General features: G+C 57.7%; 13 protein-coding genes and 1 pseudogene. 11 read left to right on the forward strand and 3 right to left on the reverse strand.

Annotation, left to right across the window (positions count from 1 at the left end; genetic code table 11):
- Positions 1–9 precede the first annotated feature (9 nt).
- Complete coding sequence (gene polA / locus B195_RS00765; protein WP_003437680.1) at positions 10–2,775, forward strand: DNA polymerase I; 2,766 nt, start codon at positions 10–12, stop codon at positions 2,773–2,775.
- A gap of 251 nt (positions 2,776–3,026) precedes the next feature.
- On the opposite strand, the gene yihA is transcribed toward polA, so the two are convergent.
- On the reverse strand, positions 3,027–3,677 hold the full coding sequence (yihA, locus tag B195_RS00770; protein ID WP_003437678.1) for a ribosome biogenesis GTP-binding protein YihA/YsxC: 651 nt from the start codon (positions 3,675–3,677) through the stop codon (positions 3,027–3,029).
- A gap of 190 nt (positions 3,678–3,867) precedes the next feature.
- Here yihA and B195_RS00775 point away from each other — a divergent pair.
- The 6 genes and pseudogenes from B195_RS00775 (at position 3,868) to B195_RS00800 (ending at position 9,448) form a co-directional block, all read left to right on the forward strand.
- Positions 3,868–4,156 (forward strand): annotated as a pseudogene (locus B195_RS00775) (cytochrome c5 family protein).
- A 46-nt stretch (positions 4,157–4,202) separates the two neighbouring features.
- Entirely contained in the window at positions 4,203–4,823 is a 621-nt protein-coding gene (locus B195_RS00780) for a cytochrome c (protein ID WP_003437669.1), read from the forward strand.
- 191 nt (positions 4,824–5,014) lie between these two features.
- On the forward strand, positions 5,015–5,668 hold the full coding sequence (locus B195_RS00785) for a thiol:disulfide interchange protein DsbA/DsbL (protein WP_003437668.1): 654 nt from the start codon (positions 5,015–5,017) through the stop codon (positions 5,666–5,668).
- 14 nt (positions 5,669–5,682) lie between these two features.
- The gene (locus B195_RS00790) at positions 5,683–6,549 is read left to right on the forward strand and encodes an endonuclease/exonuclease/phosphatase family protein (RefSeq protein ID WP_003437667.1); all 867 of its coding nucleotides are present in this window, start codon (positions 5,683–5,685) and stop codon (positions 6,547–6,549) included.
- Entirely contained in the window at positions 6,546–8,582 is a 2,037-nt protein-coding gene (locus B195_RS00795) for a GGDEF domain-containing protein (protein WP_003437666.1), read from the forward strand. Before B195_RS00790 ends, B195_RS00795 begins: the two co-directional genes overlap by 4 nt.
- An 83-nt stretch (positions 8,583–8,665) precedes the next feature.
- A complete protein-coding gene (locus B195_RS00800) occupies positions 8,666–9,448 on the forward strand; it encodes an N-acetylmuramoyl-L-alanine amidase (RefSeq protein WP_003437665.1) in 783 nt (260 codons plus the stop codon).
- 11 nt (positions 9,449–9,459) lie between these two features.
- Here B195_RS00800 and B195_RS00805 read toward each other — a convergent pair whose 3' ends face one another.
- Both B195_RS00805 and algB read right to left on the reverse strand, forming a co-directional pair.
- Positions 9,460–11,250 carry an ATP-binding protein gene (locus B195_RS00805; RefSeq protein WP_003437664.1) on the reverse strand — a complete coding sequence of 597 codons (1,791 nt, stop codon included), beginning with the start codon at positions 11,248–11,250 and terminating at the stop codon, positions 9,460–9,462.
- A gap of 10 nt (positions 11,251–11,260) precedes the next feature.
- Positions 11,261–12,607 (reverse strand): sigma-54-dependent response regulator transcription factor AlgB, encoded by a 1,347-nt coding sequence (gene algB / locus B195_RS00810; protein ID WP_003437663.1) that lies wholly within the window; start codon positions 12,605–12,607, stop codon positions 11,261–11,263.
- A 427-nt stretch (positions 12,608–13,034) separates the two neighbouring features.
- Between algB and B195_RS00815 the strand changes: the two genes are divergently transcribed.
- The 4 genes from B195_RS00815 (at position 13,035) to gltP (ending at position 15,945) form a co-directional block, all read left to right on the forward strand.
- On the forward strand, positions 13,035–13,337 hold the full coding sequence (locus tag B195_RS00815; RefSeq protein WP_003437660.1) for a hypothetical protein: 303 nt from the start codon (positions 13,035–13,037) through the stop codon (positions 13,335–13,337).
- Between the two features lie 83 nt (positions 13,338–13,420).
- Positions 13,421–13,585 carry a DUF1328 domain-containing protein gene (locus B195_RS00820; protein WP_003437658.1) on the forward strand — a complete coding sequence of 55 codons (165 nt, stop codon included), beginning with the start codon at positions 13,421–13,423 and terminating at the stop codon, positions 13,583–13,585.
- A 2-nt stretch (positions 13,586–13,587) separates the two neighbouring features.
- Positions 13,588–14,052, forward strand: coding sequence for an inhibitor of vertebrate lysozyme family protein (locus tag B195_RS00825; RefSeq protein ID WP_003437656.1), 465 nt, complete (start codon positions 13,588–13,590; stop codon positions 14,050–14,052).
- Positions 14,053–14,625: 573 nt separating this feature from the next.
- Entirely contained in the window at positions 14,626–15,945 is a 1,320-nt protein-coding gene (gene gltP / locus B195_RS00830; RefSeq protein WP_003437653.1) for a glutamate/aspartate:proton symporter GltP, read from the forward strand.
- Positions 15,946–15,957 lie beyond the last annotated feature (12 nt).

Consider the following 15,957-nt stretch of genomic DNA (forward strand, 5'->3'; position numbering starts at 1 on the left):
ATCCTGCTCATGAGCCAAGCTCCCCTCGTCCTGGTGGACGGTTCTTCATATCTGTACCGCGCCTTCCATGCGCTGCCGCCGCTGACTACGTCCAAGGGGCTGCCGACAGGTGCCGTGAAGGGCGTGCTGAACATGCTTAAAAGCCTGCGCAAACAGTACCCGGACAGTCCGTTTGCGGTGGTTTTCGATGCCAAGGGCGGAACATTTCGCGATGAAATGTTCGCCGAATACAAGGCTAATCGCCCAAGCATGCCCGATGACATGCGGGTCCAGATCGAGCCCCTGCACGCCAGCGTTATCGCGCTGGGTTTCCCTTTGCTGTGCGTCGAAGGTGTCGAGGCCGACGATGTCATCGGCACGCTGGCCCGCAGCAGCGCGGCGGCAGACCGCCCGGTAGTGATCTCGACGGGCGACAAGGACATGGCGCAACTGGTCGATGGCCACATCACCCTGGTCAATACCATGACCGGCAGCGTGATGGACATCGAGGGTGTGAAAGAGAAGTTTGGCGTTTCGCCCGAGCAGATCATCGATTACCTGGCCCTGATGGGCGACTCGTCCGATAACATTCCCGGGGTTCCGGGCATTGGTCCGAAGACCGCATCCGGCTTGCTGGTGGGTGTGGACGGCGGTCTGGTCGACCTCTACGAGAAGCTCGATATCGTGCCGACCCTGCCGATCCGGGGCGCCAAAAACCTCCCGGCCAAGCTCGAAGAACACCGGGAAATGGCGTTTTTGTCGTACCGGCTCGCCACGATCAAAATTGATGTGCCATTGGATATCGGTCTTGAAGACCTGCACCTCAAGCAGCCAGATTGCGAAAAGCTGATCGAGTTGTACACCGAGCTGGAATTCAAAAGCTGGATTGCCGAGGTGGAGCGCGATGCCAAGCGCGCCGGCCAGGTCATTGTTCATGAAGAGCCTGCGCCGCCTGCCGAAGAGCAGCAGTACGAAACTATCCTGGATCAGGCTCGCTTTGACGTATGGCTGAAAAAGCTTAACGACGCCAAGTTGATTGCTTTCGATACTGAAACCACCGGCCTGGATGCGCAGCAGGCGCAGTTGGTGGGGCTTTCGTTTGCAGTCAAGCCGGGCGAAGCGGCCTACATTCCGCTGACCCACTCCTATATGGGCGTGCCGGAGCAACTGGATCGCGATTCGGTATTACGAGCCCTCAAACCGCTGCTCGAAGACCCGGCCAAAGCCAAAGTGGGCCAGCACGCCAAGTTCGACATGAACATCCTGGCCAACTGCGCCATCGGTGGTGATCAGGCCTGCGGGATCATGGTGCAGGGCGTCGCTTTTGACACCATGCTCGAATCCTATGTGCTCGACTCCACTGCCACGCGTCACGATATGGACAGCCTGGCGCTGAAATACCTGGGCCATAGCACCACCAGCTTCCAGGACATTGCCGGCAAGGGCGTGAAACAGCTGACCTTTGACCAGATCTCGCTGGAGCAGGCCGGACCTTACGCCGCTGAAGATGCCGACGTGACCCTGCGTTTGCATCAGGCACTGCACGAAAAACTGCTGGCGATCCCGAGCCTGAACAAGGTGCTGACAGACATTGAGATGCCGCTGGTGCCTGTACTGGCGCGCATTGAGCGCCAGGGCGCGCTGGTGGACGCCAACCTGCTGGGTATTCAGAGCGTTGAGCTGGGTGACAAACTGGTCGCGCTGGAACGTGAGGCGTTCGCCATCGCCGGTGAAGAATTCAACCTCAGCTCCCCCAAGCAATTAGGCGTGATTCTGTACGAAAAGCTCGGTTTGCCGATTATCAGCAAAACCGCCAAGGGCCAGCCTTCGACCGCTGAAGCGGTGCTGGCTGAATTGGCCGAGCAGGACTTCCCGTTGCCCAAGGTGCTGATGCAGTACCGCTCTATGAGCAAACTGAAAAGCACCTATACCGATCGCCTGCCTGAGCAGATCAATCCTCGTACAGGCCGGATTCATACGTCCTACCACCAGGCTGTTACCGCGACCGGACGTTTGTCCTCCAGCGATCCAAACTTGCAGAACATTCCTATCCGTACTGCCGAAGGCCGTCGGATTCGTCAGGCGTTTGTGGCGCCTAAAGGCTACAAACTGCTGGCAGCGGACTACTCGCAAATCGAGCTGCGGATCATGGCCCACCTGGCCAAGGATGAAGGCTTGTTGCACGCCTTCCGCAATAACCTGGACGTGCACAGCGCCACTGCCGCCGAAGTATTCGGCGTCGAGCTGGGTGATGTCACTGTCGATCAGCGCCGTAGCGCCAAGGCAATCAACTTCGGCCTGATCTATGGCATGAGCGCGTTCGGTCTGGCCAAGCAGATCGGTGTCGACCGCAAACAGTCCCAGGCCTACATCGACCGCTATTTCGCCCGCTATCCGGGTGTTCTGGATTACATGGAGCGCACCCGTACCCAGGCGGCCGAGCAAGGCTATGTCGAGACCATCTTTGGTCGTCGCCTGTACTTGCCGGACATCAATGCAAAAAACCCGTCGCTGCGCAAAGGCGCAGAGCGGACTGCAATTAACGCCCCGATGCAGGGCACTGCTGCGGACATCATCAAGAAAGCCATGGTGGCTGTGGATAACTGGCTGACGGCTTCAGGCCTGGATGCCCGGGTCATTCTGCAAGTACACGATGAATTGGTGCTTGAAGTGCGTGAAGACCTGGTGGATCAGGTGCGCGATGAAGTGCGTATCCACATGAGCGAAGCCGCGAAGCTCGATGTGCCGCTGCTGGTTGAAGTGGGTGTGGGCAACAATTGGGATGAGGCGCACTAAGGGGCTGCAGGTGAAATTGCGGGCCTGTCAGTCAGGGAAAAACCGGGTTTATTGCAAATGGTTATTAGCCCTCTGGAACTAACCAGCCCTTCGCCACTCAGATTTACTGAATGGGTGGTGAAGCCCTTCAAAGCTCCTGATGTTGTGTTAAGTGTTGGCAGATATCTGGAGCGCGCCCTAGCGTTCCAGTACTTGAACCCCGAACTTCTTCCCCCAATACGAAGTCCGGGGTTTTTTTTGCCTGGAATTTCTTACTCGCTGGCCTCGACCACTTCTTCGCCTTTGTTCGGCAGTTCCATCCAGCGTGCCAGCACGGTGTACGCCTCTTCCAGGCCCATGCGTTTCGGGGTGGAGAACAACTGGATGGTCACTGCATCGCCCCACTGCTTGCGAATATCAGCCTGGATTTTGAGCAGGGTATTTTTTGCTGCGCCGTACGTCAGTTTGTCGGCTTTGGTCAGCAAAATGTGCATCGGCATGCCGCTCGAAACGGTCCAGTCGAGCATCAACAGGTCGAAATCGGTCATTGGATGACGGATATCCATCATCAAAATCACGCCTTTGAGGCTTTCACGGCTGCCGAAATAGGCTTCCAGGTGACGCTGCCAATGCAGCTTCAGCGGGATTGGCACCTTGGCATAACCATAACCCGGCAGGTCGACCAGGCGACGTTCTTCGTCCAGCTGGAAGAAGTTCAGCAGCTGTGTGCGCCCCGGAGTTTTCGAGGTGCGCGCCAGGCTGGCATGGGTCAAAGTGTTGAGTGCGCTGGACTTGCCGGCGTTGGAGCGCCCGGCAAACGCGACTTCAAAGCCTTCGTCGTCGGGGCATTGATCAACTTTGGCGGCGCTGAGCATGAAGGTAGCCTGTTGGCACAGACCGAGAATGGGGTTCTTGAGTTGCATGGGATTTCCGATGTGAGCGGCGTCAGGAATGGACGCGGCGAGCGTGTCGTTTCCGTTTCAGTGGCGCCAGTATATAATGCCGCAGATTTTGTGTGCGCTTTGTCCCAGCGTAGGATGAAGAACACGGGAGCGATAAACCTAGGTTGCGCATTAGAACGCAGCAAGCTCCCAACCCTGAAAAGGTCGTTTTATGACGAAATGGCTGCTAGCTGCCGGTATCTTGATGCCACTTTAACAGCACTCAGGCTACACAGGATCCGGAAGCCGTGTACAACCGCGTTTGTATTGTCTGCCAGCTGGTCAACTGCCCGTAGCACCGAAATCCGGTGATCGGGAAGCCTCAAGGCCAAGGACAGGATGATATGGAAGCGCTGGTGCAACACGTGACCCAGGGTTTCAAGGCGATGCCGCCGCGTGGTTTGTGCATGGACTGCAGTGTCGAGGATTACCGGTCAACCATCCTGTGGGTGAACGAGTAAGCCCGGCCCATAACTCTTTAACCCTTAGCCGTAGTTGGATTAGCTGATGAACAAATTACTCGTGAGTCTGCTGTTGACCTTGGGCGTCGCCGGTATTGCCCAGGCTGCAGCCACCGCCGTTGTCGGCGATGCTGCTGCAGGTCAGGCAAAAACCGCTGTATGTGGCGCGTGTCACGGTCCGGACGGCAATAGCATGGCGCCAAACTTCCCCAAGCTGGCCGGGCAAGGTGACCGTTACCTGCTCAAGCAGCTGCACGAAATCAAGGACGGCAAGCGCCAGGTTCTGGAAATGACCGGTTTGCTGACCAACCTGAACGATCAGGATCTCGCGGATATCGCGGCCTATTACTCCAGTCAGAAAAACTCGGTGGGTGCTGCTGACCCGGCGCTGGTTGCCCGTGGCGAAGCCCTGTTCCGTGGTGGCGACCTGCAAAAAGGCATGCCTGCGTGCACCGGTTGCCACTCCCCGGACGGCCAGGGCAATGCTGCCGCCGGCTTCCCGCACCTGGGTGGCCAGCACGCCAGCTACATCGAGAAACAACTTACCGACTTCCGCGAAGGCGAGCGCACTAACGACGGTGACTCGATGATCATGCGCGGTATTGCTGCGAAGTTGAGCAACAAGGACATCAAGGCACTGGCCAGCTACATACAGGGTCTGCACTAAGGGTCGATCAGGCCAGGATGCAAGCCTTCGGCCGTGTTAACGATCGTTTAATCCTTGACTGTGAACCTGAAAGGGCAGCTTCGGCTGCCCTTTTTCGTAGCATCTGCCGCTACACTACCGAACTCAAGCCAGAACGGACCTGTCTGAAGACAGGTCACGTTGAAGCGACCTTATTTGCCCAGGAGTAAAGCATGCGTAATCTGATTCTCAGCGCCGCTCTCGTCAGTGCCAGTCTGTTTGGCATGACCGCTCAAGCTGCCGATGTACCGCTTGAAGCCGGTAAGACCTACGTCGAATTGTCCAACGCTGTTCCGGTTGCAGTGCCCGGCAAGATCGAAGTGGTTGAGTTGTTCTGGTACGGCTGCCCGCATTGCTTCGCGTTCGAACCGACCATCAATCCATGGGTTGAGAAGCTGCCGGCAGACGTTAACTTTGTCCGCATCCCGGCCATGTTTGGCGGCATCTGGGACGTTCACGGTCAACTGTTCCTCACCCTCGAAGCCATGGGGGTAGAAGACAAGGTTCATAAAGCGGTCTTTGAAACCATCCACAAGGCTTCCCTGAACGACAAGTCCGGGAACCTGCTGAAAACTCCGGAAGAAATGGCTGAATTCCTGGCGGCTCAAGGCGTGGATAAAGACAAGTTCCTGAGCACCTACAACTCCTTCGCCGTTGCCGGTGCGGTCCAGAAGGCCAAAGATAAAGCCAAGGCCTATCAAATCTCCGGCGTTCCGACCATGGTCGTGGATGGCAAGTACCGATTCGATCTGGGTACTGCCGGTGGCCCGGAACAGGCACTCAACGTGGCCGATCAACTGATCGCCAAAGAGCGGGCCGCCAAGTAACAGGGGGCCTTGCCGTGCGCGGCTGGAAAAGCAAACGCATCGTTGGCCTGCATGAACCGCAGGTCAACGAGGATCATCTGGCTACCTGCGGGCTGCCGGATGATCGGCGTTTGCGGCTGCTAAGTTTCAATATCCAGGTCGGTAACAGCACCCAAAGTTATCGTCATTACCTGACCCGCAGTTGGCAGCATGTACTGCCACACAAAGGGCGGGCCGGTAACCTGGACAAGATTGGCGACTTGTTGAGCGACTTTGATCTGGTCGCGTTGCAGGAAGCCGATGGTGGTAGCCACCGATCCGGCTACATCAATCAGGTCAAGTACCTGGCCCAACAGGGCGAATTCCCTTACTGGTATCAACAGCTCAATCGCAATCTGGGGCGACTGGCGCAGCATAGCAATGGCGTGCTCAGCCGCTTGCGTCCTACGGCGATTGAAGATCATCCCTTGCCCGGCCCTGCGGGTCGTGGCGCGATTTTAGTGCGCTTTGGTACCGGCCCTGATGCGCTGGCCGTCGTGGTCATGCACCTGGCGCTGGGGACTAAAGTACGAAACCTGCAACTGGCCTACATTCGCGAGCTGGTTAGCGGTTATCAGCACCAGGTGCTGATGGGCGACATGAACACCAATGCCACCGATCTGCTCCAGACCTCGCCCCTGCGTGACCTCGGTTTGCTGGCCCCACAAATGCAAGCCACTTTCCCCAGTTGGCGCCCGCAGCGCTGTCTTGATCATATTTTGCTCAGCCCCAGCCTGACCCTTGAGCGTGTGCAGGTGCTGGACCAGCCTATCTCTGACCATTTGCCGGTGGCAGTTGAAATCCGTTTGCCGGGAATGGTGGGCAGCGATTCACTGCCGATGTTGAGCGGCTCGCCTTCATGAGCTCCGACGACGCCAATCGCTGGAAAGAGAAGTACCTTTTAAGCATCGAGCGCCAAGACAAACTTGAGCGGCGCTGGAATGCGCGGCTCGACCTGCTGCGCAGGGGCCTGGTGCGCAGTACCCTGGCGGCGGAAGGGACAGACCGCACCGTTGATCAATGCATGAAGGAAATGCGCGAAGCGGTACGCACTGACGAGATGGACGCGGCATTGGCGACCTTGCTGCCCCGTCTCGAAAAAGCCGTACTCGACTCCGAACAACGCCGCGAAACCCGGGTTGCGCAAATCAGTACTGCGCTTAATACCCTGGTCACTCAACTGCAGGCGTTGCCGTTGCCCCGTGAAGTCAGCAAGCCGCTCAAGGCATTTGCCAAACAGCTCGACAGCCGGGCTGGCCAGGCCCGTGAGATACCGCTGTTGCTGGACGAGTTGAGTAACTTGCAGGGACTTGCCCTGGCGCCGCAACGCCAGGCACTGGAATCGTCCAAACCGGGCTTGTTACAGCGTCTGTTCGGTGCTCAAGACCCAGACAAAACCCAGCCCGAAGTCGTTGCGGTACCTGCAGCACAAGCCACGACACCGCCAGTCATGCTGCAGCCGATGGTTGCCAAGTTGCCTGCAGCGCCGGTGTTGCCACAGGCTGAGAGCCAGCCGCCGGTGTCTGAGCAACCGCAACCGGCGCCAATGGAGCACGCGCAGTCCTTGCCTGAGTACGCGCAAAAGGCGCCTGAACAGCCTCTTGCCGTACTCGAAGTGCCCGCACCCGATGAGCCGGAAGAACAAGCTCTCTGCGGTGCCCTGGAGTCGGTGGTGGCTCTGGTCGATGCAGAGAACAGTCTGCCTGAGGCGCCGGTCGAGTCGCTCACCCTTGAACCTGACGACAGTGCTGAACTGCCTGAATCGGTAGACCCGGTTGCGGCTGCGCCGCCGGAGCCTGATACCGCCTATGCCCTGCCTGAAAGCCCGGAGCCCTCATACAGCTCGGTGGCGGCGCATATCGAGTCAACCCTGCTGGGTCTGCTAAGTGACCTGTCGTTGCCGGAGCATCACCGCCCGCAAGCCGAAGCCATGAAAGCTCGTCTTGAAAAAGGGCTCAACTGGTATGAGTTACTACCGATCCTCGACGATCTTGCAGTCTTGATGCTGGCCGTCACTGACAGTGACCAGCATGAGTTCGAGGCGTATCTAAAACAGCTCAACGAGCGGCTCGAGTCGTTCCAGAACAGCCTTCAGGCGGCCAGTGAAGGGCACACTGAAGGTCGATCTGCCGCGGCTGACTTGAACAATCAATTGCGCGAACAGGTCGACGGGCTGCAAAACAGCGTTCAGGGCGCGGTTGACCTGAGCAGTCTCAAACACATTCTGGAAAATCGCCTGGAAGGCCTGCTGGGCACGCTGGATCAACACCAGCAGCAGCGTGATGCGCGCGAGCAAGACGTCGCAGCACACCTGCAAGCATTGGTCGAGCGGGTGGTGCAAATGGAGCAGCAGGCCCAGGACTTTCGCGAGCACCTGGAAGAGCAGCGGCAAAAAGCCCTGCTCGATCCCCTGACCGGTTTGCCCAATCGGGCGGCCTGGGGCGAGCGGCTGGCATTTGCAGTCGCACGCTGGCAAACACAGGGCAACTCGTTGTTGATCGCCATGCTCGATCTCGACCATTTCAAGCGGATCAATGATGGTTATGGGCATCTGGCAGGCGACAAAGTGCTCAAGATCATTGCCAATCAACTCCGCAGGCAACTGCGCCCGGGTGATTTTATCGCCCGGTTCGGCGGTGAAGAGTTTGTCCTGTTGATCCCTGACGCTACGCCGGCCATGGGCCTGGCGCTGCTCGAAAAACTGCGACTGGCCATTGCCGACTGTCCGTTCCACTTCAGGGGCGAGCCGGTAACCATCACCGCCTCCATCGGGGTCTCGGCGTTCAAGGCGGGTGACCGCAGCGAGTCTGTACTCAAGCGTGCAGACGAAGCCCTGTATCGGGCCAAGCATAACGGGCGAAATCGCATTGAGTCAGACCTTCAGGAGCTGCTCTGAAGGTCTGAGGGCTCAGGTTCAGATGCATCCGCAGCCAGTAAGGTATGCTGGTGTATTAACATTTTACTGTGTTGTGTCTGCCCATGAAATTTTCCGCGCTTCTAGTCTTTATTGCCCTGCTGGCGGGTTGTGCCAGCGGTCCCCGCATGGATACCAGCCATCCTTCGGCCAACCACGACAGCCGCGTGCAGTTTGTGGTCCTTCACTACACCTCGACCTCCCTTGAGCGTTCACTGCAATTGCTGACCAGCGGGCCGGTGAGCAGCCACTATCTGATTGGTGATACCCCGCCAACCATTTACAAGCTGGTGGACGAAAACCAGCGGGCCTGGCACGCCGGTGAAAGTCAGTGGAACGGCCGCACCTGGCTCAACTCCAGTTCCATCGGCATTGAAATCGTCAACAAGGGTTTCCGCGATACGCCCAACGGGCGGGTCTGGTATCCCTACACTGAAGGTCAGATCCAGTCGGTGATCGCCCTGCTTAAAGACATCACGACACGCTACAAAATCGATCCGCACAACATCATTGGTCACAGTGACATAGCGCCGTTGCGCAAGCTTGATCCGGGGCCGCTGTTTCCCTGGAAGCGCCTGGCCGAAGCCGGCTTTGGAGTCTGGCCGCAGGCCCAGGCCGTAGCCCGGGAGCAGGCCCTGTTTGCCAACGCACTGCCAAGTATTGGCTGGTTTCAGCAGCAGTTGGCCCTGTTGGGCTACGAGACCCCGCAGACCGGTGAGCTGGACGTTGCCACTCGCCACGTACTGGCGGCCTTCCAGATGCATTTCCGGCCAGCGCTGTTTGATGGCACGCCCGATGCCGAAAGCGCGGCCATTTTGAAAGTGCTGAACACCCAGGCAAAGCGATGACCGCGCGAGCGCTATAACAGCGGCAGGGCCATGTAGAACTGGGTGCCCTGGCCAGGGCGTGAGTAGACGCCGATCCGCCCGCCGTGGAGCTGGACGATTTCCTTGCACAGCGCCAGCCCCAGGCCGGCGCCGCCTTTTTTGCGACCTACCTGCACGAAGGGCTCGAAAATCCGCCCTTGTTGGCCATAGGCAATGCCTTCGCCATTGTCTTCAATACTGATGATCACCCGCTCGCCATGCCGCCGCGCCTGCAGGCGAATCTGCCCGCCGCTGGCCGTGTGGCGCAAGGCATTGTCCAGCAGGTTATCAATGACCCGTTCGAGCTGTGGCTGGTCGGCATTCAACACCGGTAGCGGTGGCTGCAGGTCGACCTGCAACTCGATCCCCTTGGCTGCCGCGCGGGCCGCGAAGCGGGTCCGGGCGTCTTCGAGCATGTCCGGGAGGTCGCAGGGGGCCAGCGTCAGCTTTTGCATGCCATTTTGATAGCGGGAAAAATTCAGCAGGTCATTGATCAACTGCATCAGCCGCTGCATTTCTTCATTGACGGTGTTGAGCAGGTCGGTTTCACGGGACTGCGGATCAAAACGCGCCCGCTCCATAAACAAGCCAAAGGCCATATGCATACCGGTGACCGGGGTGCGCAATTCGTGTGAGGCACGCAGTACGAACTCGCTGCGTACCCGTTCAAAGGCCCGCTGCTCGGTGACATCATGCAACACCATCACAGCACCAAGAATCGGTCCTTTGGGCTGGCTGACCGGGGTCAGGCTGTAGGTCAACAGGCGTTTTTCACCCTCTATATCGACGCTCAAGTCTTCCGGGGCTCGTTCCAGGTTGCCGCCACGCAAGACCGTGAGCAATTGCTGATCGAGCTCCGGGCGCATCAGCGCCTCGCCCAGCGGCTGACTGAGGCGGCTCTGATCCCAGCCCAACTGGCGTTGCGCGACCGGATTCAGATGCTCGAGGCGGCCTTGCTGATCAATCATCAGCAACCCGTCGTCAATACTGTCGAGCACCGCCTGAAGCCGTTGCTGGCCCGCCAGCAGTTCGTCGACATTGGTTGCCTGATGTTGGCGCAGTGCTTCGGCCATGATCCCGAAACGCCGGGTCAGCAGGTTCATCTCGGTGGCCGAGGAGAGTGGCAGCACCACCTCGAAGTTGCCTTTGCCTATATTGTCGGCGGCTTTGGCCAATGCTTCGATCGGCGCGCCAAAACGTCGGGCAATGCCGTGGGCGGTAATAAAACCTATGGTCAGTACCGCAAGCCCTACCAGGCCCAGAAGCAAGGCAATGATCAGGGCCCGGTCCCGGGCGGAGGCCTGGGCGCTATAGATGTTTTCGAGGGCCTTGCGGTGCTCGGTAATCAGGCCGTTGCGCAACAGGTTGAAGCGGTTCCTCAGCTCGTTGTCAGTACTCAGGTCAGGGGTGTTGGGTTGAGCCGGGTTGAGGGCTTTGAGGAAGCTTTCGTAGTCCGTACGGGCCTGGGTAAAGCCGCTGTGCAGATTGTTTTTGCGCTCATGCTCGATGCCCTCGTCGAGCAATTTCAGGTATTCCCGGGTTGATGCTTGCAGCGCTTTGGGGTCTTGCTGATTACGCAGCAGCAGAATCAGCTGGTCACCCAGGCTTTGACGCAGCTTCAGGCCCAGATCGAGGGTGATGAAGTTATTGCGGATCAGCGCCTCCTGGGTCTTGGCCATTTGCATCACACTGACGACGCCAAGCAGGAGCCCGAGCAGCGCCACCGTAATCAGTGCAGAAATGCTTAGAAACAGCCGGGTTCGCAGCTTGATCGCAAGTTTCATCGTATGCGGCTCACAAGTTGTACTGCTTGCGCTTGCGATAGAGTGTCGAAGCGTCGATGCCCAGGGTTTTTGCTGCCTGGTCCAGGGTTTCACTCGTGGCCAGTACCGCACCGATGTGGGCTTTTTCCAGCTGGTCGAGACTCAGTGCCGCACCAATGCGCGGAGTGTTCGGCGTGGTTTGCTCGGCCATGCCCAGATGGCTGACTTCAACCACTTCCTGCGGGCAAATGATGCTCGCACGTTCAACCACGTTGCGCAGCTCGCGAATGTTGCCGGGCCAGCGGTAATTGGCCAGCGCCAGTCGGGCTTCTTCGCTGAAGCCCCGGGCAGGGCGAGCGTACTCTTTAACGAAGCGGGCCAGAAAGCGATCGGCCAGGGTCAGAATGTCTTCACTGCGCTCGCGTAGCGGCGGCAGGTGCAGGGTGATGACGTTCAGGCGGTAGAGCAGGTCTTCACGAAAGCGCCCGTCGCGAACCATGTCTTCAAGATTGAGGTTGGTGGCCGCCAGGATGCGCACATCGGCGCGGCGGGTCACGGGGTCGCCTACCCGCTCGTAGGCCTTGTCCTGAATGAAGCGCAGCAGTTTTGGCTGCAATGTCAGGGGGAAGTCGCCGATCTCATCGAGAAACAATGTACCGCCATCTGCCTGGTTGACCCGGCCCAGTGTGCTTTCACTGGCGCCGGTGAAGGCGCCGCGGGTGTGGCCGAACAGTTCGCTCTCCATCAACTCGGCTGTCAGCGACGGGCAGTTGATGGTTACACAGGATTTCTTGGCCCGTTTGCTCCAGCCATGGATGGCTTGGGCCAGTTCGCCTTTACCGGTGCCGGATTCACCGAGAATCAAGATGTTGGCATCGGTGCCTGCTACCTGGCGCGCGGTTTCCAGCACCGCCATCATGGCCGGGCTGTGAGAGTCGAGCCCGTCTTTAGGCTTGCGAATTTCACCTTCCAGGGCTTCGAGGCGGGCGGAAAGCTGGCGTACTTCCAATTGTTTGGCGGTGGCCAGACGCAACTGATCAGGGCTGCAGGGTTTCACCAGATAATCGGCGGCGCCTGCCTGAATGGCATCCACGGCGGTGTCCACAGCCGAGTGGGCAGTCACTATCACGACCCGCATCCATGGCGCCTGAATGCGCATATGGGCCAGGACATCCAGGCCATTGTCTTCACCCAGACGCAAATCCAGAAAACACAGGTCGAATACTTGCCGCTGCAGCAGCGCATCGGCTTGTGCCGCACTGTTGGCGGTGGCAACGGTGTAACCCTCGTCTTCGAGGCAATAGCGAAATGTACGCAGGATGGCGGACTCGTCGTCCACCAGCAGAATGCGGCCCTGGTGCTCTTTGGCTGTATCCATTTCCTGCCTTCCTCTATGAGTGTTCATGGTTAGTGTCGGAATAATCGGGCAAGTTGCATGATTTTTTCACGATTTTTTAAGAGGCTAGCAGGGAAGGCCTTTGGCTGCATTGCCTAACTAGATGATTTAGAAGCTTTTAAACCTGAATGGACGCAGCAGGTGAGTGCTCATTGGTGCCTCTGTGCCTCACACAAGCCTTCAGGGCTCTACACAGATCGTGCAGAACGCACGACAGTCTCGGCAGCATCGTGCAGGATGCGCGCACAGCTGTCTTTTTAAAGCGTTTAACTCGTTGATTTATAAGGATTTATTTATTTTATAAAAGCTGGCATGCAGCCTGCAATAACTCAGGTATAGACGCCGTACAGATCAGTCATGACTGGCGGACCATTCCCTGAATTGACCACCGAGTGGCAGGAGTTTGAGCATGCATCGCCAAGGTTTCGCCAGCTTTCATATTTCGCCACTGCACCTGCAGCAGGGTCTGTTCGCCAGCCTTGCTTTGGTGGTGACCCTGATCGGTGGTCAGCAACTGGTTCGCTGGGAGCAAGCGTCGCAGCCTGTGGCCGCGCCCTTGCCTGCTGTCGCCTATCAGCAACACCACTTCAGTACGATCAAGTCGAGTGCACTGGATGCGCGAGTCACTGCCGCGGACAGTTATGCACTGACCGCCGCCGAAGAGACGCAAACAGCTAATTCGCAACCTGCACCGGAACGTTGGGTGTTTTAAGTGTTCACAGTTTTGAGGCCCTTGCTGGCATCGGAATGCACCATTGGTATTAGGCTATTCCCACAGTAATAAGGAGAAACACCATGTTGAGTTGGGCAGTTACCTTCCTGATCATCGCCATCATCGCTGCTGTACTGGGCTTTGGTGGTATAGCGGGCACCGCGACCGGCATTGCCAAGATTCTCTTTGTCGTATTCCTGGTGATGTTCGTGGTGTCCTTCATCTTTGGCCGTCGTGGTAAAGGTTGATCATGCTTAGCCGATCCCTGAAGGCATTGGCCGCTGCCCTGTTGGTGGGCAGCAGTGCCATGGCCCTGGCCGCAAACGATGGCCAGTCGCACGCTAACCAGTTACTCAGCGATCCTGACTACCGTGAGGCCTGGCAACAGGTGGTGAAGAAGGAGGAGCGTTTGCCCGAGTGGGTGATGAACCTCTCCGGTGCGGCCGAGCAAATGAATGCCGTGACTGAAGATGGCGACAAGTATCTGGTCGGTCCTTTATGTGAAACCGCCGATACCTGCACGACCGGGCGCCTGATTGTCGCCGTCAGTTTTGACAAGAAACACGCTTATGCAATGTTGGTTGAGGTGCCGGCCGGTCTGCCTGCAGACAAATCCCCGACACGTCACGCCGACTACCGCTTTTTGGGTCAGCCGGACGAAGGTGTACAGGCCATGCTTAAAGAGCAGTTAAAGAAAGACCCGAATTGGTACTGAGGGGCACGGCTCTTTGATTTTTCGGGAGCAGGTTCGCTTTTTCAGACACGACAGCCCAGGTTTTCTCTGGGCTTTTTTGTGTCTGCAGGGTCGCTGCAGACATAGCTAATGCTTTGTCTGTTCTCAATATTTTGCAAAGTATCGACGGGGCAGGAACAACCTCTGAACCCCGACCGTATATCGACCGGATACAAAATCTTTTCTTCAGAATTCCCGATTAATGCAATGGGATATTTCTTAATTGTTTGACGATTTTTCGTCGCTATTTACGGCCACAAAAGACCTTGAAACAGCCGGTGTGCGGCACTTATGTCGTCTATTCTTAGCTTTCCTCAGCCCATGTTCATGAAGTCTTGTCGGACAAAATCCATGCCGATTCGGCATGGGGTAGGCGTTTACGGCATTAGACGGTTTACTCCGGCATGGGAATAGTTGCGCCTTTTTTCGCCTGCCAAAGAGCCTGTCCGGTTCGATTTGGGCGACCTTCTACGGGGGTGCAGGCTTTCGATTTTTGCGCTTTGAGCGCTCTGGTCAAAGCCTTCACCCGAGTCCACTTGAAGTAAGGGTAATGACATGAAGAAGGCAAAACTTAGCCTCGCCTGGCAGATCCTAATCGGTCTGGTCCTCGGGATTGCAATCGGCGCGCTGCTCAACCACTTCAGTGCCGAAAAAGCCTGGTGGATCAGCAACGTTCTGCAACCTGCCGGCGATATCTTTATCCGTCTGATCAAGATGATCGTGATCCCAATCGTGATTTCCTCACTGGTTGTCGGGATTGCAGGCGTGGGTGATGCGAAGAAGCTGGGTCGCATCGGTCTTAAAACCATTCTTTACTTCGAGGTGGTAACCACCATCGCGATTCTGGTCGGTCTGGTGCTGGCCAACGTGTTCCACCCGGGCGCCGGGATCGACATGAGCACGCTGGGCACGGTCGATATTTCCAAGTATCAGGCCACTGCTGCTGAAGTGACCCACGAGCATGCGTTCATTGAAACCATCCTCAACCTGATTCCGTCCAACATCTTCGCAGCCATGGCTCGCGGTGAGATGCTGCCGATCATCTTCTTCTCGGTACTCTTCGGCCTCGGCTTGTCGAGCCTGAATGCCGAACTGCGCGACCCGCTGGTGAAAACCTTCCAGGGCGTGTCCGAGTCGATGTTCAAAGTGACTCACATGATCATGAACTACGCGCCAATCGGTGTGTTTGCGCTGATCGCCGTGACCGTTGCCAACTTCGGTTTTGCCTCTCTGGTGCCGCTGGCCAAACTGGTATTGCTGGTTTACGCCGCCATTCTGTTCTTCGCCTTTGCCGTGCTGGGCCTCATCGCCAAGCTGTTTGGCTTCTCGGTAATCAGGTTGATGCGCATCTTCAAGGATGAGCTGGTCCTGGCTTACTCCACCGCCAGCTCCGAAACCGTGCTGCCGCGCGTGATCGAGAAGATGGAAGCCTACGGCGCGCCGAAAGCCATTTGCAGCTTCGTGGTACCGACCGGCTACTCCTTCAACCTGGACGGCTCGACGCTGTATCAAAGTATCGCGGCGATATTTATCGCGCAGCTGTACGGCATCGACCTGTCGATCAGCCAGCAACTGCTGCTGGTACTGACCCTGATGGTTACCTCCAAAGGCATCGCCGGTGTACCGGGCGTATCCTTCGTAGTGCTGCTGGCCACTCTGGGCAGCGTGGGCATCCCGCTTGAAGGCCTGGCCTTTATCGCCGGTGTCGACCGTGTGATGGACATGGCCCGTACCGCCCTGAACGTGATTGGTAACGCCCTGGCGGTACTGGTTATTTCGCGCTGGGAAGGTATGTACGACGACGCCAAGGGCGAGCGCTACTGGAACTCGCTGCCGCACTGGCGCAGCAAGGAAGCCCTGCCAAAAGGCGAATAATCGTCCCTCGGC

This window comes from Pseudomonas sp. Lz4W (genome assembly GCF_000346225.2).
Lineage (GTDB): Bacteria > Pseudomonadota > Gammaproteobacteria > Pseudomonadales > Pseudomonadaceae > Aquipseudomonas > Aquipseudomonas paraversuta.

Coding starts and splice junctions, on each gene's coding strand:
- polA (WP_003437680.1), top strand. CDS start 10: ATGAGCCAAGCTCCCCTCGTCCTGGTGGACGGTTCTTCATATCTGTAC.
- yihA (WP_003437678.1), bottom strand. CDS start 3,677: ATGCAACTCAAGAACCCCATTCTCGGTCTGTGCCAACAGGCTACCTTC.
- B195_RS00780 (WP_003437669.1), top strand. CDS start 4,203: ATGAACAAATTACTCGTGAGTCTGCTGTTGACCTTGGGCGTCGCCGGT.
- B195_RS00785 (WP_003437668.1), top strand. CDS start 5,015: ATGCGTAATCTGATTCTCAGCGCCGCTCTCGTCAGTGCCAGTCTGTTT.
- B195_RS00795 (WP_003437666.1), top strand. CDS start 6,546: ATGAGCTCCGACGACGCCAATCGCTGGAAAGAGAAGTACCTTTTAAGC.
- B195_RS00800 (WP_003437665.1), top strand. CDS start 8,666: ATGAAATTTTCCGCGCTTCTAGTCTTTATTGCCCTGCTGGCGGGTTGT.
- B195_RS00805 (WP_003437664.1), bottom strand. CDS start 11,250: ATGAAACTTGCGATCAAGCTGCGAACCCGGCTGTTTCTAAGCATTTCT.
- algB (WP_003437663.1), bottom strand. CDS start 12,607: ATGGATACAGCCAAAGAGCACCAGGGCCGCATTCTGCTGGTGGACGAC.
- B195_RS00815 (WP_003437660.1), top strand. CDS start 13,035: ATGCATCGCCAAGGTTTCGCCAGCTTTCATATTTCGCCACTGCACCTG.
- B195_RS00820 (WP_003437658.1), top strand. CDS start 13,421: ATGTTGAGTTGGGCAGTTACCTTCCTGATCATCGCCATCATCGCTGCT.
- B195_RS00825 (WP_003437656.1), top strand. CDS start 13,588: ATGCTTAGCCGATCCCTGAAGGCATTGGCCGCTGCCCTGTTGGTGGGC.
- gltP (WP_003437653.1), top strand. CDS start 14,626: ATGAAGAAGGCAAAACTTAGCCTCGCCTGGCAGATCCTAATCGGTCTG.